Origin of the sequence: Hydrogenophaga crassostreae (genome assembly GCF_001761385.1) — a bacterium.
Taxonomy (GTDB): Bacteria; Pseudomonadota; Gammaproteobacteria; order Burkholderiales; family Burkholderiaceae_C; genus Hydrogenophaga; species Hydrogenophaga crassostreae.
The window spans coordinates 3,303,068-3,324,990 of the sequence record NZ_CP017476.1 but is presented as its reverse complement, the minus strand read 5'-3'; the positions used below and the strand labels follow the sequence as shown (position 1 = coordinate 3,324,990).

The window sequence follows — 21,923 nt, the reverse complement described above, 5'->3', positions numbered from 1 at the left end:
CTCCAAGAACTGAGCGAGAGAATAGCGAGTCCTTGTTCCAATCATGTTGGGCTCCTTCGTGGGACGGCTCGGCGTAGCGCCGGGTAACAGTTGACAGCGCAATGATAACTTCATTTTGCACGATAACAACTATTGTGTTATCGTGCAAAAACAAAGTTATATAGAGTGAACCTTGCCGATCCTCGTCACCGCCGTTCTGCACTACCTCCAAGAGGTCCTGGGCATTGATGCGTCACGCGTGAAGCCGTGGGCGCGTGCAAACGAACTACCGTACTTCCTTCGCGACGTCTTCCAGTTCAGCGAGCTAGAGCTGCTGGGGCACCCCGTTGTGTTGGCGATCGGGCGCGGAGAGGCCAAGCAATCCCTCAGCGACGTCCGCACATGGCTGGACAAGGTCAAGGCCTTGGCCGGTCAGCCAGCGGTCTACGTCACCGATGCCCTGGCATCCTATGAGCGTCGGCGCTTGATCGAGCAAAAGGTCCCGTTCATCGTGCCGGGCAACCAACTCTATCTGCCGGATCTGGGGCTGGATCTGCGTGAGTATTTTCGGCAGCGCACTCCGGCCACGGAAGCGGCGCTGAGCCCATCCGCGCAAGCCATGCTGATCACCGCTTTGCTGCGTCAGCCGTGGCAACCCGATTGGCAGCCTTCCAGGGTTGCGGCCGCGCTGGGCTACACGCCCATGACACTGTCGCGCGCGGTCAAGGAGCTGACTGCGGCCGGGCTGGCTGCCGTGCACACGGTCGGCCGCTCGCGCTGGCTGCGAATGGATCTCCCACCAGAGCAGGTCTGGGAGCGTGCGAAGCCCGCACTGCGAACGCCGGTTAGGCGCACAGTCTGGGTGGCAGCCCACGGGGTCGCAGCACACCGACTCAGCCGCCTCGCGGGTCTGAGTGCGCTCGCGCGCTATTCCATGATGACCGAGCCGAAATGGCCGGTGTATGCGTTAACCGCCGCCGACTGGAAGGCTGCGACGGATGCCGGCGTTCGCGAGTTGCCTGAGCCCGAAGCGGGCGCCCAAGAATGGCAGCTGTGGAGCTACAGCCCGGCGTTGGTGCCAGACGCCAACACGGTGGACCCGCTCTCGCTGACGCTCAGCCTGCAGGAGAACGCCGATGACCGAATCCAGCTCGCACTGGACGAACTGAAAGGACAACTTCCATGGTGAGAGGGTTGGAAATTTTCCAGGAGCGTTTCGCGGCATACGTCGATCAGTACGTCCTGATTGGCGGCACAGCCGCGAGCCTGACGATGGAAGAGGCGGGGCTGGAGTTCCGCGCCACCAAAGACCTGGACATCGTCCTGCATGTGGAAGCCCTGACGCTGGCGTTTGGTGAGGCCTTCTGGAAATTCGTCGAGGACGGCGGCTACGAAATTCGCCAGGCCAGCGACACAGGAAAACCCATCTTTTACCGGTTCCAGAAGCCCGCTGATGATCTCTACCCGGCGATGGTCGAATTGTTTGCGCGAGCTCCCGACGGATTGCAACCGGCCGAAGGCAGTCAGCTGACACCGATACCACTAGACGAAGCCGTGTCCAGCTTGTCAGCCATTTTGCTGGACGAGACCTACTACGCCTTCATCATGGCGGGCCGCCGCGAAGTCGATGGCCTGCCCTGGGTCGGCGAAGACCGCCTGATCCCGCTCAAGGGCATCGCGTGGCTGGAATTGACTGCGCGGAAAGAGCTGGGCGCCAAGGTGGATGCGAAGGACGTGCGCAAGCACCTCAACGACGTGCTGCGACTTTCGCAACTGCTGGCGCCGGCCACACGAATTCCGCTCGACAAGAAGATCGGCGACGACATGACGCGTTTCCTTGTTGCCGTCGCGGCCGACCCCTCCATTGACCCGAAAGCGCTGCAGCTTGGCAACGTTGCTGTTGCCGAATTGGTAGCCCGAATCGCCCAGGCATATGAAATTGAACTGCCTGCGCAGGCGACGGGATGACGGACGAGAAGTTAAGCGGAGCGGGCCGATGGGTAGCCAGCCCGACCGGAACTCACAAAAACGGAGGAGGAGACATGGCATTGTTCAAGGCATGGTGTGCTGGCACCAAGGACAAAAGCAAGAAGAAAACGTTCCGAACATACTCGGAGAAAGATGGCGGCCGTGCAGCTGTTCTTACGCAACTGGGCGAAGCCGTCAGGACGCACTACGACCAGGCTGACCGGATCGCTGACGATGTCGCCCGCCTTGGCTACGACGGCGCCTCCGAAATTCTGAGGGCGCTGCTGCCGCAGTCGAAGCGCGCGCGCTCCGGAGACCTCGGCGAAATCCTGGCCTCTGAACTGGTTGAGGAGGACATGGGCTTTCGTATTCCCGTCCGGCGGATGCGATTCAAAGATGGGCGCGAGGTCGCAATGCGCGGCGACGATTTCATCGGCGTGGGCTACGACCCCGATGAAAAGCTCTGGCTGCTAAAGGGCGAGTCGAAAAGCCGAGCGAACCTTGGCAACGTGACGATTGCCGAAGCGCGTGAAGCCCTGAACCGGTACGGCGGCCGCTGCACGCCGGATTCCTTGCTGTTCATCGCGAATCGGCTCCTCGAAAGCGCCGACAAAGATGATATCGAACTCGGCCGGACGATCCGCGACGAGGTCGGGCTGAAAGCTCTGCGCGCCAATCGCATCGACCACATGCTGTTCACCGTGTCCGGCAACGCGCCGGCTGCGAAGCTCCAGAAGAATCTGGAGGAGGCCGGCGATGACCGTAACCAGCACGTCGTCAGCCTTCACATCGAAGACCACCAAGCGTTCATTGCCGAAGTCTACGAGGAGGCGATGAATCTTGGAAGCAAGTGATGAACTGCAGGCCTTCCTGACCAAGGCGACGCAAGATGGTGTTTGGGGACGGCTGCTGGACCGCGGCGCGGCATGGTCGATCATGCGTCAAGCGGGGGTGCTGCCGGAGGATGCACCGCCACTCGGCGAGCAGATTGACATCGATCTGGCAGAGCACGGCTTTTCGATCTTGCGCGCGGCGCTGTCACTGCGCGAGCTCGACGGCACATCGGCTCTTTGTCAGCGTGCGTTCGAGCGCGCCGGCAATGCCTTTGAATCGCTGGTTCGCAATGGTGCCCCAGAGGCTGAGGAGCGTGGCTTCTACCGCACGATTGCGGGCGCTGCCTACCATCTGGCGGGCTATTCTGCGATCGCCTACTCGCTGTTCGGCGAGCAGCAAGTTTCCGATCTCAATGCCAACGCGGCTGAAGCTGCATTGATCCTGCTGATCCTGCGCGACCTGGATCGCCTCCGGACGTATGTCAAATCCCAACTGCTGGATGAAGACAACGGCGATGCCAACGTCTCCGCCTTGCTGGAGGATGGGGAGATCGATTCCGATGAGGCAATTTCGATCGTCCTCAACACCGTGGTTTGCCGTGCCCTTGCATTTTTCGACTTTGCCCTTCAAACCGGCGAGGTGTCGTTGCTGGACACCGCAAAGGAACTGCTGGACACAGCCCTCGACCTTGCAGACGCTGCTGCCTCAGTGTCGCTGTGGTGGATTGTCCGGCTGTGCCGGAACATGCTCGACGATCTGTGGGCGCACTCCTTGCACGAGACGCTTCCGAGCGATCCGCCTGAGGGCGGTGAGGAGCGGTACGCCGAGTTGCGGCGACTTTTCATCGCGTCGCTGTACGCGCGCAAGAGCGCCGAGCTGGAGTTGTGGCCATCACAGCGCGAAGCAGCCAAGCGATCCACTGATGTGTCCGACGACCTGGTCGTCGCCTTGCCAACCAGCGCGGGGAAGACGCGCATCGCAGAGATCGCCGCCCTGATGTGCTTGGCGGGCGGTAGGCGCGTGTTGATCGTCACGCCGCTGCGCGCGCTTTCGGCGCAGACCGAGCGAACCTTTCGCCAGACTTTTTCACCGCTTGGATTCTCGGTCTCGTCGCTCTACGGCGCAAGTGGCTTGTCAGCCGGCGATGAAGACGTCCTGCGATCGATGGACATCATCATCGCCACCCCGGAAAAACTCGACTTCGCGTTGCGCAATGATGCGTCGCTGATCGATGACATCGGGTTGGTCGTGCTCGATGAGGGCCATCTCATTGGCCCAACCGAGCGAGAGATTCGCTACGAGATTCTGGTGCAGAAGCTGCTGCGCCGGGGGGATGCGGGTACGCGACGTATCGTGTGCCTGTCTGCCATTCTTCCGGATGGCCAGCAGCTCGAAGACCTGACGGCCTGGATTCGCAGTGACGTTGAAGGCGAGCCGGTGCGATCATCCTGGCGGCCCACTCGGCAGCGTTTCGGTACGTTGGTCTGGCAGGGCGACGCAGCAAGGCTCAACTATGACCTTGAGCAGCAAGGCCCGTTCCTAGCCCGATTCGTTGAGCAGATTCCGCCGCGAAAGCCAGACCGGACGCCATACCCTCGAAAGACCAAGGATCTGACATTGTTTGCAGCATGGCGGTTTGCTGAGCAAGGCAAGCGGACACTGATCTTCTCCACGCAAGCCAATTGGGTCGAAGGCTACGGAGAGTCAGCTGTTGATCTGCACCGTCGCGGCTACCTGCCGACCTTGCTCGACGACGAAACGTTGGTGCAACGCGCGCTCGAAGTTGGACGAGAGTGGTTGGGCGAACAACACCCTGCGGTTACTTGCCTCAAATTGGGCGTTGCGGTTCATCATGGTCGCCTGCCAAGCCCCTTCCTTCGCGAACTCGAAGCGCTGCTTGCCAAGGGTGTGCTGAAGGTGATCGTGGCGTCGCCGACGCTTTCGCAGGGTTTGAACCTGAACGCCGCTGTGCTTCTGGTCCCCTACCTGGTGCGATCAGGAAAGGTTATTTCAGGCGAAGAGTTTGCCAATGTTGCAGGCCGCGCCGGCAGAGCCTTTGTCGATGTCGAAGGGCTCGTCGTTCATGTGATCTTGGACAAGCCGACTTGGCGCCTGACGCAATGGCGCAGTCTCGTTCAATCAGCCAAGGCACGCACGTTGCAAAGCGGGCTTTATCAGATCATTGCTGAAATCATTGAGCGACTGGCGCGAGAAGGTGTGTTGAAACGTGCCGACGCCATCGAGTATCTGTCGAGCTCACGGGAAGCGTGGAAGTCGCAATCTGAGGAGAACCTGCTGCTCGGGATCTCCGAGCCGGCGGGAGATGGCGACGAAGAGGAAGAGGAGAAGATCGAGGAAGAGCCTATGTCGCATCTGATCGAGAAGCTCGACGCGACAGTGTTGGGCTTGGTCGAAGCGCTGGACGCGGATAGCGAAGATTTGCCGCGCCTTCTCGACGAAGCGTTGCAAGGGTCGCTTTGGGCTCGCCAGATTGGCAGGGAGGATGAATCCGAGCAACAGGCGCACAAGGAGATCCTGGAGGCCCGCGCGAACGTGATCTGGAGTCACACCACGCCTGACGTTCGAAAAGGGCACTATGCGATGGGGGTGGGGCTTGAAGCCGGCATGGCTATCGACGGCATGGCTGACGTGTTGGGTGAGTTGCTCGATCAAGCTGACGCGGCAGCATTGCGCGACGACGGTGAGGAGCTTGCCGCCATCCTTGTTCAACTTGCCGCGCGGCTGCTCGTTATCCGTCCTTTTGTGCCCGACAAAAAGAACGCGCTTCCGGCAGATTGGGGTGATCTTCTGAAGGAATGGGTGTCGGGCACGGGCGTGAATGTCATCGGCCCCAAGAACATGCGCATCGTTGAAGATGCGTTTGCGTACCGCCTGGTCTGGGCGCTCGAAGCGCTGAGGACCCGCCGGGTCACACTGGGCTGGTCGTCGGAGATCGTTTCCGGAGGGGGTGCTGCATCGGTGGAAACCGGCGTGCCCCAACTCATGATGTCCATGCTCATTCGAGCAGGGTTGCCGTCACGCCGAGCTGCCATGGCGGCAATCCGCACTACAGGCACCGTTTTCGTCACCGTCTCTGGTATGCGGGAGTGGTTAGCCAGCGATGAAATCGCGGGCCTGACCAATGCCGGCGGGTTTCCGACACCCGAGACGGCCTTGCTTTGGCAGCGTTTCCGAGACGAAATGCTGAGTGGGGAGCAGCAAAAGTGGAGTGTCGGGAGCGGGGCCCGCGCTTTGTCTCTTCGTGCCGCCGACAAGGCGCCGACTGCAGGTATCTACCGGATCGAGATTGACGCACCCGACGGTGAAGCGTGGCTGACGTCGCCCGACTATCGGCGGGTGGCCAAGTTCAAGACCCGCGTGAAAGGGTCATGGCGCGGCCTGCTTGCGGCGCGACTCGAGGAAGGCCAGCGATCGGCCCAGATCGAACGCTTTGGGCCGGGCAAAGTAACTTGGCCGACTTGAGGCTTGTCGTTCAATCACCATAGCCCTTTAAGATGTGAGCATGTGTAAATAAAGCGCGACGAGTGAGATTTCAAGTGTCGCAAAAAAAAAATGGGGAGGGCACATGCGCATCAGTCAAGTCGAGATCAAGAACTTCCGTCTTCTGGCAGACGTTGAACTTGTCCTGGAAGATCAAACGACTGTCATCGTCGGGCGAAACAACAGTGGAAAAACCTCTCTTTCGGAAGTGATGCGGAGGCTCCTTTCAGACGGAAACGTTGCGTTCCAGTTAGAGGACTTTTCCAGTGCCTGCTACGACCACTTTTGCGAAGCGCTGCAAGCGTTGAATCAGGGTGCCGAAGAAGACGCCGTGCGCGCGCTTGTCCCGACCATTGAGTTGCGGCTGAAGTTCACCTACGACCCCGCCCAGCCTCAGCTAGGTCCCCTGGGTCCTTTCGTGATCGACCTTGATCCAGCATGCGCCGATGCACTGGTGGTGGTTCGCTATGAACTCAAGGACGGGCAGCTTGCGAGCTTTCTCGACGGCCAGCCCAAAGAGGCGCTGACCCCGGAAACGCGTATTGCGTTCTTCCGTGCGTTGCGTGAGCGGATTCCCGCCGAATTCAACGTGAAGATATGGGCGGAAGATCCCAATGATCCCGACAATCGCCGTCAGTTGCCGCCAAGCGCACTGCGAGGCTTGGTCAAGACAGGGTTCATCAATGCGCAGCGGGGCCTCGATGATGTGACTTCGCGAGAATCCGACGTGCTGGCCAAGACCGTGGAGGGCCTTTTCGCGACAGCTTCTTCAGCGTCGGCCGATGCGGCTGACAAGCAAATTGCCGATGCGCTGAAAACCGCGGTCCAGGATATCCAGATCCAGATTGACGAGAACTTCGGAGGCCAACTCAAAAGCCTGATTCCTGCGCTTCAGACCTTCGGCTACCCGGGGTTGGGGGGCCAGGAGCTCCACACCGAAACCCTGCTTGATGTCCGAAAGCTGCTCTCCAATTTCACGAAGGTCCGCTACGCGGGCTACAGCGGCATCACGTTGCCCGAGTCATACAACGGCCTCGGCGCACGCAACCTGATCTTCATCCTGCTGCAACTGGCCGGTTTCTACAAAGCGTTTTGCGCAGAGACAACCGAACCGGGCGTACATCTGATTTTCATTGAGGAGCCCGAAGCGCACTTGCATCCACAAATGCAGGAGGTCTTCATTCGCCAGCTTGCCAAAATTGCGCAGCAACTCGTTGACGGTGCGCAGGACAAGAGGCCCTGGCCGGTTCAGTTCGTCGTCTCCACGCATTCATCGCACATCGCCAACGCGGCTGGATTCGAAAGCATTCGGTACTTTCTGGGGGCTCCGGCGTCTGGCGCCCAGGAAGGAGTTCGGACAACAAGGGTCAAGGACTTGCGCAAGGGGCTCAAGGACATCCAGCCAGAGGACAAAAAGTTTCTTCATCAGTACATGACGTTGACGCGTTGTGACCTTTTCTTCGCTGACAAGGCGGTTTTGGTCGAGGGACTGAGCGAGCGTTTGTTGCTTCCTGTCATCGTTGCCAAGCTAGAAGCGGCTGAGCCCAAGAGTCCGAAGCTGTCGAGTCAGTACGTGACGGTAATGGAGGTCGGTGGTGCATACGCGCATCTGTTCTTCGATCTGCTGAAGTTTCTCGAACTTCGCAGTCTGATCATCACAGACCTTGATGCCGTTGAAAAACCCGGCGGCAAGGCGTGTGCGGTTCATCTGGGCACATACTCCAGCAACGCCTGTTTGAAGGCGTGGTACTCCGAGGACGATCCTTTTACGTTGGCGGGCTTGCTTGCCAAAAAGGACGCCGGAAAGGTACTCAACGGAAATCGCATAGCCTATCAACGCGCTGAGAAAGAGGGTGATCCCTGCGGGCGGACCTTCGAAGATGCGTTCATCCTCGCGAACCCGAAGCTGTTTGGCCTGACAGAGAAGACCCCTAATGGGCTTGAACTGGAGGCGCGGAGCAAGGCGGAAGAATGGAAGAAATCGGAGTTCGCATTGAAGCATGCGATCGCTGAGACGGAGTGGCTCGCACCGGCGTACATTGTGGAAGGCGTCCGCTGGTTGGCTCGCGGCGATGTTGTCGCCCCCGACCCGGCACTGACGTTGGTCATGGAGGCAGCCGTAGCTCCAGTGGAAGAAGATGGCGGCCATGCCTGAGATTGAGTCACCGGCGGAAACCGCGAGCCGGCGCGCGCTGGAAACCATGTATGCCTGTCTTGAAGTGGGACAGAACTTTCGCCTGGAGGCTGGTGCCGGCGCGGGCAAGACGTACTCGCTAGTCAAGGCGTTGCGGTTCCTGATTGAGCGCCGCAAAGATACCTTTCCAAAGCGCAGTCAGCAGATTGCATGCATCACCTTCACGAACGTCGCCAAGGACGAGATTGCGGCAAGGACTGACCGTAGCCCCATGGTTTTTTGCGAGACCAACCACGCGTTCTGTTGGTCCTTGATCAGTGGCTTTCAGAAGCCGCTAAGGGCGCTCATTGAAGCGATGCCTGACTGGAAGGAAAAGATCGAAGAGGTTGGAGGCAGCGTGGGCACGCGTGCCATCGAGTACAGCCTCGGGCACCGTTCTATTCGCGACCATCGCGTGTCTATCCACCATGACGATGTCCTGCCGCTGACGATCTCACTCATGGCGCACGAGAAGTTCCGTCGCATGATCGCGGCGCGCTTCCCGATCATTCTGGTCGACGAGTACCAGGACACCGATAGCGATTGGGTCGAGGCGATCAAGGCTCATTTTCTCGGGCAACCCGGCTCACCGCTGTTTGGTTTCTTTGGCGATCATTGGCAGAAGATCTACGGCGGCGGGTGCGGCAAGCTGGAGCATGCAAACGTGACGGAGATTGGCAAAGAGGCCAACTTCCGTTCGGTCAAGGTTGTCGTCGACGCGCTCAATCGAATGCGGCCGCAACTGCAGCAGTTTGTTGAAGATCCGAATGCCGAAGGACAGGTCCGTGTTTTTCACACGAACACTTGGCAGGGGCAACGGCAAAAGGGCGCCCACTGGGGCGGAGATCTGCCTTCCCCCGACGCCCAGGCCACCCTTGAGCGTGTGAAGGTCGAGCTGGAACAGACCGGGTGGGATCTGTCACCCAGCCACACCAAGATTCTGATGCTGACTCATCGGCTGCTGGCGAGTCAGCAAGGCTATTCAAATCTCGCCGCGACGTTCCGATTCAACGATGCGTTTACCAAGAAGGAGCACGAACACATTGCCTTCTTTGTAGATCAGTTGGAGCCGGCATGCGATGCTTTCATTGCCCGCAGGTACGGGGCGATGTTCGAGGCGCTTGGCAGCACCACGCCACAGATGCGCAGCCATTCGGACAAGACGGAATGGCACGACGCAATGACGCAACTGGTGGCCCTTCGCGAAGGAGGGACCGTGGGGCAGGTTGTTGAGCACCTGCGTGCCCAGCGAAAGCCGAGACTTCCGGATGCGGTTGAAAAGCGCGAGCGGGAGCTGCGCGACTTCGACAAGTCTGCAGGCATCGAGATGCCGAGGGGTTTGGAAGAACTGGAGAAGTTGCGAGGCATCGCGTATTCAGAGGTCAAGGCACTTCGCCGCTACCTTGATGGTCACTCGCCGTTTGAAACTAAGCATGGTGTCAAGGGTGCCGAGTTTGAAAACGTATTGGTTGTGGTAGGGCGCGGCTGGAACCAATACAACTTCGGTGAAATGCTGGAGCTTGCCGGCGCTTCGGTGATTCCAGTCGCGAAGGAAGAAGCATTCGAGCGCAACCGCAACCTTTTCTATGTTGCCTGTTCAAGGCCCCAGAAACGGCTCGCCATTTTGTTCACGCAACTGCTGTCACCCGAAGCCATAGCAACTCTTGAGAGCTGGTTCGGGGCGGATGCTGTTACGCCGGCTCCGTAGCTGGCCATAAAGACTCTGGACGTCAACAGCTAAGCGCTGAAGCTCTTTCGTGGTTATTCCGATTTACCCTTCTCTGCGAACAGATGAAGCCTCGACGCATTGCTGACCAGAAACTTGTAGTCCGGTGGAAACTGGACCCTTGGTGATCGCTAAAACCGAAATGGCTTGATGAAGCGGAGGAGTAAGCGATATTCCGATATGCTGTACCTGTTACTGCGCGTTTTCATAGACGTTTGCCTTTCAGCCGCTCGCATTAAGTAATGATCAGGGACTTTGCTGTATCCGACAGAATCACCTTGATGTGTAGCAAGACATTGGGCTGCACTGAGGTTGACGCCCGTACGCTGCAATTGGGCCCGTCGATTGAACTCCTTGCATTTCGCCGAAGGAGTATTCCTCCAGGCGCCGAACTGAAGCTCATGGGACATGGCACACCGCTTTCGACAGCACTGAAGGCGATGCCCAGCGACACTGCATGGGCCTACCGCACTTCCGATTCGATAGGGGTGTTGCGGGTGCAAGCGGGCCACCCCTCGAACGTGGATGACATCGTGCAGCAACAGTTCTTGATGGATATTCGAAAGCGACTTGAGCAGGAAGGTGTTCCGAAATCATCGGCCCAAGCGTTGACGGGTGCTGCGGGTGAACTCATTGACAACATTGGCCAGCATGCTGGCACTCAATGTGAGGCGTTGGCGGCCTTCGACATCACTCCAGGGAATTTTTGGCTGGCAGTTGGTGATTCGGGAGTTGGTGCACTGGCGACATACAGTGCTATGCCGGAAGTGCAGTCGGCGCGCCAGGCATTGGACGCAGCAGTCGTTGAGCATCGTTCCTCTACTGGCGATCCGGCCCGCGGTCTTGGCTTTCGGCAGGTGCTTGGTGCATTGCGTTCCATGGATGCAGCGCTCAGGGTTCGAAGCGGTGACGCGAGCCTTGAAATCGAGGGCGTTGGTGGTTCAGGGAACTGGGTGTCACGGGAACAGCAACAGCTGTGCGGCTTCGTCGTCAGCGCTCATGTCCGATGGGGTGCCCAGCGGTCTTAGGTCTAGCGATCGCTGAGCTGGAATCGAGATCTCTGATCGACAGATGTGATATCGGCGCTGCGCAGCCATGGCCAGGCTTTTAAATAGTCCACCAATCGGGGCTGCCGCATCGCCCCCACGTGGCGCATACCTCAAGGGGCCCGCAGAATTTGGGACTGCGACATGGCGATGCATGGCTCGAAAATAGGGCGTCGCATCGAGCCAGATGACATGGTCAAACACGGCTTCAAGTCGCTTGGCGACTTGCATCGAACCACGCAGCACGAGTGTCAATGGCCGCTCAACCCGTTGGGCCAGTGTGGTGAGGCGATCAACATAGCGTTCGCTATCGTCGACAAGCTTCGCGCCAGTGAGGAATTCGAAGGCAATTGACGTGACTTCGGGATGATCGATGATGAACTGCGTCCATCGGTCGAAGTCGTGGCTTGTTCTGCCATTGACATGCAGTGCGGTGGGAAGCCCTGCCTCGTTCATCGTGTACCACATCCAAGCGATGCGCTTCATCGCATGGAGGTTGTCGTGCCGTGGAGCATCCGCGTACAGGCTGAAGTTGGGTGACGTGGCGAAGACGACGCCGGCCTCTCGCAAGCTCTTGAACACCTCACGATGCTTCGGGAGCCGCCAAGCGCGCTCTACGTAACGATCGTCCTCAATACCAGTGACGATCCAACCTTTTCGGGGTAGCACGCCGTGGTCGCGCACCAGTTCATCTCGCGTCTTCGCGCGTTGCTGGAGCCCCCGACCGGTAATGGCCCTGGACAGGGGGATGGCTGCGTAGTCGGGTAGTTCGATGGGTCGCCGGCGAGAGACGCGGCCCTCGATCAACGTGACGCAGCCTGCGGGCGCCGGTCGTGCATTAAAGTTCCTGCGCGGTATGTCATCGAGCTGAAACCCGCGGACTTCATGCACACGCCTTGCAAATCTGGTCGGCGCCTTCGGGCAGACCATGTCGCACGCGCTTGGGTCAGCGCAATGGCACAAGTCCATGCAGGTGAGCATGGCAGACCCGTTAGGCAGATGGAGTCCGCCGCACGCTTGGCGGTCCAAACATGAGCCGCAACCCAGGAGCGCCGTTGGTGAATCGATGTCTTTCAGAAGCCAGACGCCGCTATGTGCTTCCTGGGGCAGCATGGATCAGAGCTCCGCTTCAATGTCGACGATGCCGAGATCGGCAAAGCACTCATACACGCGACCTGCCAAGATGCCGTTGTGTGTGTCAAGAGCTCTCAACAGGTCACTGGCGGGACGGTCGATGCCGCCGACCAGGCTGACGTCCTGCGAGATGACGACGTTGCCGTCACTCAAGCGGCGGATGAGAACTTCACTTCCATTGCAAAGGTTTGCCGAACCTTGCAGAGTGGACCGGAACACTCGATTTGGGCGCTTTGGCTCGTCGGCGAAGAGGTCATCTGTTTTCCGCAGCATCTGAAGGTTCCATGCCTTTTTGTGCGGCTGGCGCTTGTTGCGCAGAAAATCAACTCCCATACGCGAGACCCCCTATGACCGGTGAATAGAACTTGCGTTTGCCGGCTTTGCGCTCACGCAGCAGGCCCATCGATTGCAGCGTCACCAAGCGGTTGTTCCATGCGGTCACAACACCAGGTTCGTTCGAGAGTTGACTGACGGTCTGCGCATCTGCCTCGCCAGCTTGGATAACGAGTTGAAGGGTGCGGGCGACCTTGGGATCAAGCGGACCGCGCAGTTCGGTGTGAGAGAGTTCGTCGGCAGAGTACTTTGCGCTGATGTATGGGGTGCGTACGGCCTCCGCGACCAGATCTGCTTCTTCCTTATTTGCCTCGGATAGGTTGGCCAGCACGACTGCAGCTCGCTCGCATTGGGGGTGACGGCGAATGCCCTGCAGGAGGTGTCGAAGGGCGCTACCTCCTAGAACTTCCACCGAATGAAAGTCAAGGACAACGGGCGTCTCTGGCGCGTGCTTCGCAAGCTCATCGGCAAGGCAGGTCAGGGCGCGTTCGCCACCGGATACACCGGTGAGGATTGGCCTTTCTACAAGCGTGCCGACATCTAGGGTTTTCATTTCATTCATTCATTTGAGTGAATGAAATATACATCATCGGCGAGGTATGTCAAGTGGCAGCAATGCTTGGCGAACTGAGGCGTAGCCGATGAGCGTGTGGGGCCACAAACCGGCAGAGGCATTTATTGCCGTAGATCGTTGACCAGCAGGGATGCCACGGCCTCCTCAGCAATGGCCATCCCGTGTGACTGCATGGCCTCAATCAACACATGGTCCCAAGAAGCTGCAACCCGGGTTTCCTCAAGATCTCGACCCTTGGGCGGCGTTGTTTCGACTGCCTGTACGTAGTCCTCGGCTCCAAAGCGCCATGAACGCGCATCACAGAGCCGCATGACGTTATTGGCAATGTGAATACCAGCCCAATCAAAGTCGCCGTGATAGAGCAGCTTGGCTCCCGCGCCAGCCAGCTGTTTCAACAGCACACGCTGTGCGGCTGCAGGCATGCCGTCGGTGCATACGAGTGGGGCACAGGCAGCGCCCAGGCGATCCGCTGCAATCGAGACGATGTTGGGGTTCTCACAGACATAGATGATGTGGTTCGCAACATCCCAGGCAGGAGGTGTTCGCAGGAGCCGCCGCAAGGAAAGGTAGCCTGGTTCACCTGGTGCGGCCAGTAAAGCTGATGGAGGGCGGACTGGCAAATTCAGGAACAGGGCAGGGCGGGCCAGCTCATTGACGAGCACGCCCGATCGAGCCCAGATATCTCGCACCCGCTCGGCTGGCCGACGAGCGCCATCTGCTTCTTCCGTTGTTCCCTCCGAAGGGGGCTGCTCAAGTTCATCGTCGTTGGCACCATGTTGCAATGCCGCCAGCACAACCGTCGCTACTGCTTGACCATTGTCGAGGGCATGAGCATTGCCGAGTACATCGGCGGCGAGTTGGGCTCGGGTCAGACCTTGGGCCGGCAGGCGGCGCATGACTGCGTGCGCTTGCTGCAGCAGTTGGTGGGCGGCTTGAGGCGCTTGTTTGGACACCCGTTTCAGCAGGTTCACAGCTGGTGCCCCCCGCAACCACTCACACAGCGCGGGATGAAGACCTTGATCGTTGGTGACGCTGGACCAGCGTGACTGCAGTTCGGCCTTGGCCTCTGCACGGTTCACGATGGGGCCATCCAGTTTTTCCAATGCTTCGTGAAGCGAGTTGGCCATGCCCGCGTCCTGCAAGGCAGCGTCGAACCGAGCAATGTCAATTCGAACAGATCGGGTGGAGCGGGGTGGGAGACCGATGAGCAGTGCCAATGCCTCGTATTCAACGGCGCTCAGGTTGGTCAGATGGAAGCCAGTTCTTTCTGGAGCGCGTCCATGGCGCTCGAAATGCCGCCGCATCCGCTGCCGCAAGCCTGCGAGCTCGGTGCCCCCGAGCCTTCGGATCAGCCTTGGATCAATACTGGGATCGTTCACCATGTGTATCACTGCGTGGGAAAACGGCGGTCCGGGTCGTCTTCCCGTCGCTTGGCTCGACCATCCCAGGCCCAACGGGAGACGAATACCGCATCCACGCCTTCGCGGCGTTGGAGTTGACAGATCGAAACGCCGGGCAGCTCTGCGTAGCAGGCCCATTCGCGTTCACTGGTGATCACGAAATCCAGATCGAACTCGCGTATCAGTCCCATGCAATGTGCACGGGCCGCGTCGTCGATGCCTGCAAACGCCTCATCGAGCAACATCAGGCGAGGTGCGTGTGGGCTGCCTCCTCGCCCATAGAAGCTGGAAATGGCCGCAAACAAGGGGACGGTCAGTCCGAGCGCGCGCTCCCCGCTGGAGGCTGGGCCAGAGAGCTTGCGCCATTGACCATCCTGGTGCCTTTGCACGATGAACCGATGCCAGCGGCGGTAGTCCAGAGCCTTTGCCAACTGTTCAACCAGGCTTGAACCTGTTGTGCCGGTGTCTGCTTGTGCGCGCTCCGCGGCGATCTGCTGCTGAAGCATGGCACCCACCACGCTGCGGTCTTCAGCCGACCACATGTCGGCACTTCGGTTGAGCAAGCGTTCGCGGGCGACTTCAAGACCGGTGGGCGCACCCTGTTCAGGCGTCAGAGGGAGCCATTGCAAACGGTAGCGCACCCCCGTGGACGTGGGGCGTTTGCGGAGCTCCTCATTGATGGCCTCCACCTGCTTGTCGGCCGCGCGCATCAGGCGCTGAATCTCGGCAGCGATTTCCGCCTGCAAGTGGTTTTCCAGAACTTCTCGCTCTTTGGCGGTGAGCAGCTCGCTGCGTTGCGCGATCTCGTCGGCCAGTCGATTGGCGAGGGCATCGGGGCGCTCAGGCCTGTTCAGGTAGGTGACATGAACCGAGAACCCCCAGTCGTTGGGTTCTGAGGTCGCCTGCTGCCCCAGCGAACTGAGTGATCGCTGCAGCTCGGTCAGGTCTTCGGCGATCTGCCGTTGAATACGGCTCCATGCAGCCTCGTCGTCTGCAATGTTGGCGAGAGCCTGTTCGACCCGGCGAGCGAGGTTCAGAGCAGGGTCAATGGTCCAAGGGATACTGCCGTCTGGAACCGGGAAATCCGGTAGCGCGGAAGCCAGCAGGCTGCTCTCGGTGAAGCGCTGCAGGCGTTCTATGGCATGCGCCCGGGTGGTCGCTCGCTCAGCCAGCACGGCATCAGCGGCATCTGCCTGGCTTGCTGCCACCGCGCGATTCTCGCTGGCCGTTGTCAGGGCAGACTGGGCAGCCCCCCACGCTTCATCAGCGATTGAGACCTCTGCGGACGCATCTTGTAGCTGTTGACGCAGTGTTTCAACCTTGGCGCCGATCATTCCTTTTAGGACCTCATAGCGCGCCGCAGATTCAGCTGCTCGCTCGCTGGCAGTGAGGAGCGACGCCGCCCGTTCGCTCAAGGCCTCCATGGCCTCTTTCTCACGCTCCTGTTGCGTCTGGTACTCGGGCCAGGCACTGCACCATTCCCGTGTTGCCAGGGCCAGTTGCTGATGAGCGTTGGCGAATCGGTCCAATGCTTCGTTGATGGGCGACAAGTCCGCAAGCACCGCAGGCAATTGAAGGTCGGCGGCGTCGCGCTCCAAGGTCTCTCGGGCGGACTGAAGTTCCGCTTCAGCGGTTCGACATTGGGCATCAGCGGCGTCAAGACGCTGACGGGCCTGGAGCACTTCCCGCTCCGCACTGGCTGCAGCGAGAATCGCCGCGCGCAGCGAATGGTCGGAAGGCGCGCCCTTCCATTCACGCTCCGCCTCTTGTCCATCCTGTGCGAGGCGCAGGAATTTTTCTTGCAACTCTTCCAGCCGCGTGACGATCTCGTCCAGACGGTCGGCAATCTCGTTGAGGCGTCGTTGTCGTGCGTTCGCGCGGGCTGTGTGACCAATGTAGACAGCCTGTGGCTTCTGCCAGGCGCCGGCGAGAGCACCTAAGCGGTAACCGCCTTGCTCGCTGACCCACGACTCGCTCTCGCCGTGATCTTCCGACCCATACGCTACGGTGGCAAGCAAGGACGCGACCAGTTCAGCGGTCACTGCGCTGTCGTCAGGGACGTCGGGGTGCAGCGCGCTCGCAAGGTTGTGGCCAGGGATCGGCGGGCGACGTACCCATGAGCTGTCAAGCAACTGCACACCATTGGCGTCTACCAATGCGCCGTCGGGCGACAGCCAGGCGTCCAGCAGGCCCGAGGCTTCAAGCGCGGCCTCCAATCCCGCTCGCTGTTTCGCGTCGAGATCCGGCTGAAAGTCCACCAGTCGCCACAACGGAGCCCCTGGACGTCCATCGCGGATCCCTGCGGCGCGCATGGCTGGAGGCGTGGGAACCGCATCGTGGCCGGCGAGCAGACGATCCCTTTCAGTGCTGAGCGTTTCCTGTTCGGACTGGCGGGTGTTCTGTTGGGTGGTCAACGCCGAGTGCTGGGCGGCATGGCGTTGGGTCGATTGCCGATACGCCTCGGTCAATGCCTCTTGAATGGGGTTTGCACCTTCTGGACGTGCAACCCAATCGACAAGTTGTTCCAGTGGTGCAACTTGGTCAAGGTGAAGGTGGACCAGGTTGGAACAATGGGCGTGCCAAGCGTCGATCAGCTCGTTGCCAGCAGTTTCGGTATTCAGGTCGGCCACGGCCCGTCGCTCAGCCGCTTCTTCCAGCTCTGACTGGCGATCACGTTGCGAGGCCTGCAGATTGACCAGAGCCTGTTGCTTGACATTCACCGCCGTATGTCGCGACTCCAGGTGACGAATGTCCTCCCGGCGTTTGCTGGTGGCATTGCGCAGCAGAGTTGCCGCTTGCTGGATTTCTGCAGGAGCCAGCCGGGGCAGATCTTCCGGCACGAGGGTGATCAGCAGGTTGTCCGTGAGCGAGGAAACCGTACCCGCCGTTTCTGCCGCTTCGGCGCAATGAGCTCTTGCTGTCTGGAGCTCGCTCTTGGCCGCTGTTGAGCGCTGGTTTGATTGGCGGCTGCGCTCTTCCTCACGGTCCAGGTTTTTCTTTGCCTGATTGCGGAGCGCTTCGGCGGCTTCGGCCTCGGCCTTCCGTTCCTTGGCATCGGTTTCTGCCTGACTCAGGCGGTTGGCGTCTTGATTGACCGGATCGCTTTGAAGCGTTTGCAGGCGGGTCCTGGCAGCGGCCAAGATCTGTTTGGTCTCCGCGTGATCGGTTTGGGCCAGGACTTCTGCGTCCTGGGCCTCCTTCAAATCCGCATAGGCCTTGTTGCGTCCTTCGCTCGCCTTGTCGAACCCCGTCTGGGCCTGCCTGAGCTCTCGGGTTTGACGTCGCGTTACCGTGCCTGCATACGTGCGGTAGCGCTGTTCGAAGTGGTTGATGGCCCGTTCCAGTGAGCGGATGTCCTCCAACTGGATACGGTCCTCCTCCAACTGGTTGAGAGCCTCAGCCACATCACTGAGCAGCTCAATTGACATGGGCGGTAGCGCCTCGGTCAATGCATGCGACAGCCCTGCTTCGTCCGGCTTCTTTGACAACTGGGGCTGGCGCAGCTGGATCAAGGTGTCCATCAACGCTTCATAGCGCTTGGTCCCTATCTGGAACAAGCGTTCATCGACTGCGCGGCGGTAGCTGTGGGCGTTCTCGAAAATCTTACCTCGACCTTGTCCTTCAACCGCTTCGCGCAAGCGCTCCCGGGTAAGGACCATCTTCTGCTCATTGGTGAGCCAGATATCCTGGCCAATGCGGACATCGGCACCGTTTGGCCCACCTTCAAGGATGAAAAACCAACTGTCCACCTGCGTTTTCCCTACCGCAGCCGACAGGCCGGCACCAAGGGTGAGGTAGTGCGAAACCCCGTCTGCGGTCCGGCGACCAAATTCGATCCAGGTGTAGCCAATGCGTCGCTGATAGGAACTCATCAGCAGGTTCCAGGCCATTTTTTTGCCGTTGTCACCATCGGGCTCAATGCGCGATGGCCGCAATTGGGCATCGAACAAGAAAGGCAAGGTCAGCGAAAGCACCTTGGACTTGCCTGTTCCGTTGTTGCCTCGGAGGAGCAGATGGCCATCCCTGAACCAGAATTCCTCGCTGTCGTAGTGAAAGAGTTCGACCAGACCCAGCCTCAGCGGCTGCCAGCGCTCCCGCTGAGGTTCGGGGAGGGCAGGGCGATGTGACATCGATGGGGTGAAGAGGGCGTCGGTCATTCGTCAAACAGCGTATCTGGGCGGCCGGGGCGGGAGGTGGGCGGGCGCACCTGGGTTTCTCCGAGTGCAAATCTTGCGATGGCTGGACGGGGATGAATCCAACCTTTCTCGCGATGGACCAGTTGGAGCTTGTAGAGCTTGTCCAGAGCGATGTCGGCCAGTTCCCGTTCCGCGCCAGGCTCCCGCACCGACTTGCGCCAGTAGCGGCCATACCGCTCGACGGCCCCGCGCAGAAATGCTGCAATCGCCTCGTCTGTGGCGTCGGCGGTCCTGGGATCGAGACGCAGACGCTGAGCAAGGTGTTCGGCCACCAGCAGCGTGGCATGCGCTTCGGTCCCTTCTGCAGGCATCGAGACATCGGTCAACTGACCGGACTCGTCGGTCAGCGCCAGTCCCTCGGCGCGTTGCTCAGCGGTAAGGGCGGCGGCTTCGCACAATCGGCTGGCCATGGTGCCTCGCTGATTGATGAAATACGCTTGCGCATCCGGATCGAGCGAAGCGGTGTAAATCACGGGATCGTCCAGCAGCCGTCGAGCAAGGTGGTGGCGCAAGGCGTCGCGCCGCCCCTGTTCGCTCTCGACCTGGTGTTCGACGACCAGAGAACGTAGACGGTCCTCGAACTCAATGGGCGAGTCCTCGGAGCGCCAGGTAGAGGGACCACGCACAGCGGCCAGCATGCCTGCCAGCATTCGTCGTTGCACGTCGTAGAGCGCGTCGTGCTGGGCTCCATTGCCATCGTGAATAAAGCCTTCTTCCTCGCCTGCAACGCGTTGCAAAACACCTTGCTCAAGCAATGTTCTGCAGACAGCGACCAGGTCACGCCGATCTGCGGCAGTGCGGAGCGTGAATTCAAAGCCTCGCGATTGCAGCGTGGCTTCTGATGCCCACTGCATCACGCGTTCACCCAGCAGTTGAAGGGTGATCTGCGGGTCGGCACGCTCCAGCACGGCGCAAGCCAGGCAGAGCAACACATAGCGGCGCTTGTCGTAGGAGGGAATCCCTCTCGTGTCGTCGCTGAGGTTGGCGGGGCGCTTGAACAGTCGCGCTCCCTCGCGGTCCACGTGCAGCGGCCAGCCGGTTTCCCGGGCGAACCACTCTCTCAATCGTTCGGCCTGGCGCCGCACGGCAGAAAAGTCCTCGTGTCCCGCAGCCATCAGGGGGCGCATCAACAGTGCACGCAAGCCTCGGCTGAATTCGTCGTGCTGTTGCGCCTTCTGGAGATCCCCAATGCGCTGGCTGTCCTGCCGGGATACAACGCGAATGTTCACATCGGCTCCTGGGTCAGGGAGATCGTGAGCAGGTGATCGCGACCCGAGAACACGCCGCTGGATGTGGTGATGCGGGCATGACTGTCCACCTCCAGGGGCTTCATCCGTATGTGAAGCAGTCCATCACCGGTATGGCGCTCCACTATCTGATCCGGATGCGCCTGTTCGGCCAGCGCCTCTCCCAGCAGGCTGAGGAACAAGCCAAATGCGTGCGTATCCAGATCACCCAGCTCAGAGAGTTTGATCGGTTGACCAGTGGCCAGGCGCTGCCGTGCCGCCTCCACCTGGCGGGATTCCTCTGAGAGCTGTTGCGCCATCAACGCCCGCTCAGCGCTGCGATCGCGCACCCGTGCCAACGGGCCACGGGGAGCTGCTTCGCCGTATTCACGCAAACGCGGACTGATCTGCAAAGGTGGCGCATCCATCCAGGAGGTGCTCGCGGGAATGTCGTCTTCAGACAGCGGGTTCAGCGAAAAATGTCGGGCGGGCTGGAGTGCAAAAGCTGCACGCGCGAGACGATGTGCTTCGCTTTCGGACTCGCAGGCTGCAAACCACTGGGCAAGCATCCGAAAGTCTGCAGAACGGTCGCTGCGCCCGCTGCGTCGTTCGTTCATGGCCGCTATGGCACCCAGCAGCTGGGGGATCGCGGCCCGTGCCCGGGCGCGCAGCAGTTCCGCCTGAGGCGGTTCCGCGCCCGTTGACAGGAACCAGCCTTGAAGTCCTTTCCATCGCTCTCGCCAGCCTTGCCAGCGCCGCATCTTTTCGTCGATCTGATCTTGCGCATCACCTGGTGCCGCATCGGTGGCCTCGCGCTCGGCAATCTGCAGAAAGATGTGATCGATGCGCGAGGAGAGATGTTGAATGAGCTGGGCAATGGCCTCGGAACGGCGGACCAGATCGCCCATGAACCGTTCTAGGTAGTCGATCAGGCGCCGTTTGTAGGTGATGACCGCATTCGCATCCGCCTGCTGCAGCTCCAGGCTGCGGGCCACACCGGCCATGAAGGCTTGTGCGTTTTCGGCCAGATCCTCAAATACGCGGACCAGGTCGCGCAACACCTCATGCACCTTGGCAACGTCAGGACCATCGGGTGACATGGTGTCGTCAACCAGTTGACGCAACGCCAGAAGGCGGCTGGTGATGTCCTCCAGGGCGACGGTCTGCAGTTCCGCACGACGGTACAAGGTCTGGAAAAAAACTGTCAGACCGGCTTCCACCGCCTCGCCTCCGTGGGACAGGCGATAGAGAAACCGGGCACGGTAGAAGTCGTTCAGCGACGATACGCGCGCGGTGTCGGGCTGGGATTCGAGGTTGCCCCACTCGGCCAGTTGGGCCAGGGCGGTGCTCACTTCTTCAAGGCGCGGGGGGGAACCGGACCAGTTGGCTTCAGCGAGGACCTCATCCGGCCGCAACTGGAGGCGGTACTGCCGCTTGGCCGCGGCGAAAACGTCCATGATGCTTCGGTAGAGCGCGGCTTTCTCCGCGCTCAGGTGCCGAAACAGTTCTGCTGCCGTGTTTGTTGCAAGCACTTGATGTGCTCCTCCTTTGTTCCCCTTGCTCAGCAAATAGTAACCGGAGTAACGGGATGTCAGGCAGGAGCGGGCCGACCACGTGCTGTCACGGGGTGCAGGACACGAAGAGATCGGTCCATTCTGGGGGCTGCGTTGCGCGCGACTGGGTCGAGGTGGAGTGCCGCTCAATCAGGGGCCCCATCGCAACCAGCGAAGGATGCACAGCCTCGGGTGGCTTGGTGCTGATCTCTTGCTTGGTTGTCGATGGGTGGATTGTTGATTTTGAAAATGTGCTGTTGTCGTAGTCAGGCTGCGATTC

Annotated in this window: 14 protein-coding genes; 7 read left to right on the top strand and 7 right to left on the bottom strand. The window is 60.1% G+C overall.

Annotated features, from left to right (window positions below):
• Window positions 1-172 precede the first annotated feature (172 nt).
• From LPB072_RS15225 to LPB072_RS23505, 7 genes are all read left to right on the top strand, one after another.
• On the top strand, window positions 173-1,168 hold the full coding sequence (locus LPB072_RS15225; protein ID WP_066084218.1) for a MarR family transcriptional regulator: 996 nt from the start codon (window positions 173-175) through the stop codon (window positions 1,166-1,168).
• Window positions 1,162-1,947, top strand: coding sequence for a hypothetical protein (locus LPB072_RS15220; protein WP_066084221.1), 786 nt, complete (start codon window positions 1,162-1,164; stop codon window positions 1,945-1,947). The genes LPB072_RS15225 and LPB072_RS15220 overlap by 7 nt, the downstream gene beginning before the upstream one ends.
• A gap of 74 nt (window positions 1,948-2,021) precedes the next feature.
• Window positions 2,022-2,801, top strand: a complete 780-nt coding sequence (locus LPB072_RS15215; RefSeq protein WP_066084224.1) for a Hachiman antiphage defense system protein HamA — start codon at window positions 2,022-2,024, stop codon at window positions 2,799-2,801.
• Window positions 2,788-6,264, top strand: a complete 3,477-nt coding sequence (locus LPB072_RS15210; protein WP_066084227.1) for a DEAD/DEAH box helicase — start codon at window positions 2,788-2,790, stop codon at window positions 6,262-6,264. Before LPB072_RS15215 ends, LPB072_RS15210 begins: the two co-directional genes overlap by 14 nt.
• A gap of 103 nt (window positions 6,265-6,367) precedes the next feature.
• Window positions 6,368-8,437 carry an ATP-dependent nuclease gene (locus tag LPB072_RS15205; RefSeq protein ID WP_066084236.1) on the top strand — a complete coding sequence of 690 codons (2,070 nt, stop codon included), beginning with the start codon at window positions 6,368-6,370 and terminating at the stop codon, window positions 8,435-8,437.
• Window positions 8,430-10,163: a UvrD-helicase domain-containing protein gene (locus LPB072_RS15200; protein WP_066084902.1), complete on the top strand. Its 1,734-nt coding sequence runs from the start codon at window positions 8,430-8,432 to the stop codon at window positions 10,161-10,163. Before LPB072_RS15205 ends, LPB072_RS15200 begins: the two co-directional genes overlap by 8 nt.
• A 260-nt stretch (window positions 10,164-10,423) precedes the next feature.
• A complete protein-coding gene (locus LPB072_RS23505; RefSeq protein ID WP_082876662.1) occupies window positions 10,424-11,209 on the top strand; it encodes a hypothetical protein in 786 nt (261 codons plus the stop codon).
• On the opposite strand, the gene LPB072_RS15195 is transcribed toward LPB072_RS23505, so the two are convergent.
• The 7 genes from LPB072_RS15195 to LPB072_RS15165 all read right to left on the bottom strand — a co-directional run bounded on the left by LPB072_RS15195 (window position 11,138) and on the right by LPB072_RS15165 (window position 21,547).
• Window positions 11,138-12,208, bottom strand: coding sequence for a DUF4417 domain-containing protein (locus LPB072_RS15195; protein ID WP_157694101.1), 1,071 nt, complete (start codon window positions 12,206-12,208; stop codon window positions 11,138-11,140). The genes LPB072_RS23505 and LPB072_RS15195 overlap by 72 nt on opposite strands.
• Window positions 12,209-12,343: 135 nt before the next feature.
• Complete coding sequence (locus tag LPB072_RS15190; RefSeq protein ID WP_066084241.1) at window positions 12,344-12,694, bottom strand: hypothetical protein; 351 nt, start codon at window positions 12,692-12,694, stop codon at window positions 12,344-12,346.
• Complete coding sequence (locus tag LPB072_RS23500) at window positions 12,684-13,256, bottom strand: hypothetical protein (RefSeq protein ID WP_157559333.1); 573 nt, start codon at window positions 13,254-13,256, stop codon at window positions 12,684-12,686. The genes LPB072_RS15190 and LPB072_RS23500 overlap by 11 nt, the downstream gene beginning before the upstream one ends.
• Window positions 13,257-13,369: 113 nt before the next feature.
• Window positions 13,370-14,650 (bottom strand): TIGR02679 family protein, encoded by a 1,281-nt coding sequence (locus LPB072_RS15180; protein WP_066084244.1) that lies wholly within the window; start codon window positions 14,648-14,650, stop codon window positions 13,370-13,372.
• A gap of 5 nt (window positions 14,651-14,655) precedes the next feature.
• On the bottom strand, window positions 14,656-18,825 hold the full coding sequence (locus LPB072_RS15175) for a TIGR02680 family protein (protein WP_066084249.1): 4,170 nt from the start codon (window positions 18,823-18,825) through the stop codon (window positions 14,656-14,658).
• Window positions 18,822-20,093, bottom strand: coding sequence for a TIGR02678 family protein (locus tag LPB072_RS15170; RefSeq protein WP_066084252.1), 1,272 nt, complete (start codon window positions 20,091-20,093; stop codon window positions 18,822-18,824). Before LPB072_RS15170 ends, LPB072_RS15175 begins: the two co-directional genes overlap by 4 nt.
• Window positions 20,090-21,547 carry a TIGR02677 family protein gene (locus LPB072_RS15165; RefSeq protein WP_231943556.1) on the bottom strand — a complete coding sequence of 486 codons (1,458 nt, stop codon included), beginning with the start codon at window positions 21,545-21,547 and terminating at the stop codon, window positions 20,090-20,092. Before LPB072_RS15165 ends, LPB072_RS15170 begins: the two co-directional genes overlap by 4 nt.
• Between the last annotated feature and the right edge of the window lie 376 nt (window positions 21,548-21,923).

Coding starts and splice junctions, on each gene's coding strand:
- LPB072_RS15220 (WP_066084221.1), top strand. CDS start 1,162: ATGGTGAGAGGGTTGGAAATTTTCCAGGAGCGTTTCGCGGCATACGTC.
- LPB072_RS15215 (WP_066084224.1), top strand. CDS start 2,022: ATGGCATTGTTCAAGGCATGGTGTGCTGGCACCAAGGACAAAAGCAAG.
- LPB072_RS15205 (WP_066084236.1), top strand. CDS start 6,368: ATGCGCATCAGTCAAGTCGAGATCAAGAACTTCCGTCTTCTGGCAGAC.
- LPB072_RS15200 (WP_066084902.1), top strand. CDS start 8,430: ATGCCTGAGATTGAGTCACCGGCGGAAACCGCGAGCCGGCGCGCGCTG.
- LPB072_RS23505 (WP_082876662.1), top strand. CDS start 10,424: ATGATCAGGGACTTTGCTGTATCCGACAGAATCACCTTGATGTGTAGC.
- LPB072_RS15195 (WP_157694101.1), bottom strand. CDS start 12,208: ATGCTCACCTGCATGGACTTGTGCCATTGCGCTGACCCAAGCGCGTGC.
- LPB072_RS15190 (WP_066084241.1), bottom strand. CDS start 12,694: ATGGGAGTTGATTTTCTGCGCAACAAGCGCCAGCCGCACAAAAAGGCA.
- LPB072_RS23500 (WP_157559333.1), bottom strand. CDS start 13,256: ATGAATGAAATGAAAACCCTAGATGTCGGCACGCTTGTAGAAAGGCCA.
- LPB072_RS15180 (WP_066084244.1), bottom strand. CDS start 14,650: ATGGTGAACGATCCCAGTATTGATCCAAGGCTGATCCGAAGGCTCGGG.
- LPB072_RS15175 (WP_066084249.1), bottom strand. CDS start 18,825: ATGACCGACGCCCTCTTCACCCCATCGATGTCACATCGCCCTGCCCTC.
- LPB072_RS15165 (WP_231943556.1), bottom strand. CDS start 21,547: ATGGACGTTTTCGCCGCGGCCAAGCGGCAGTACCGCCTCCAGTTGCGG.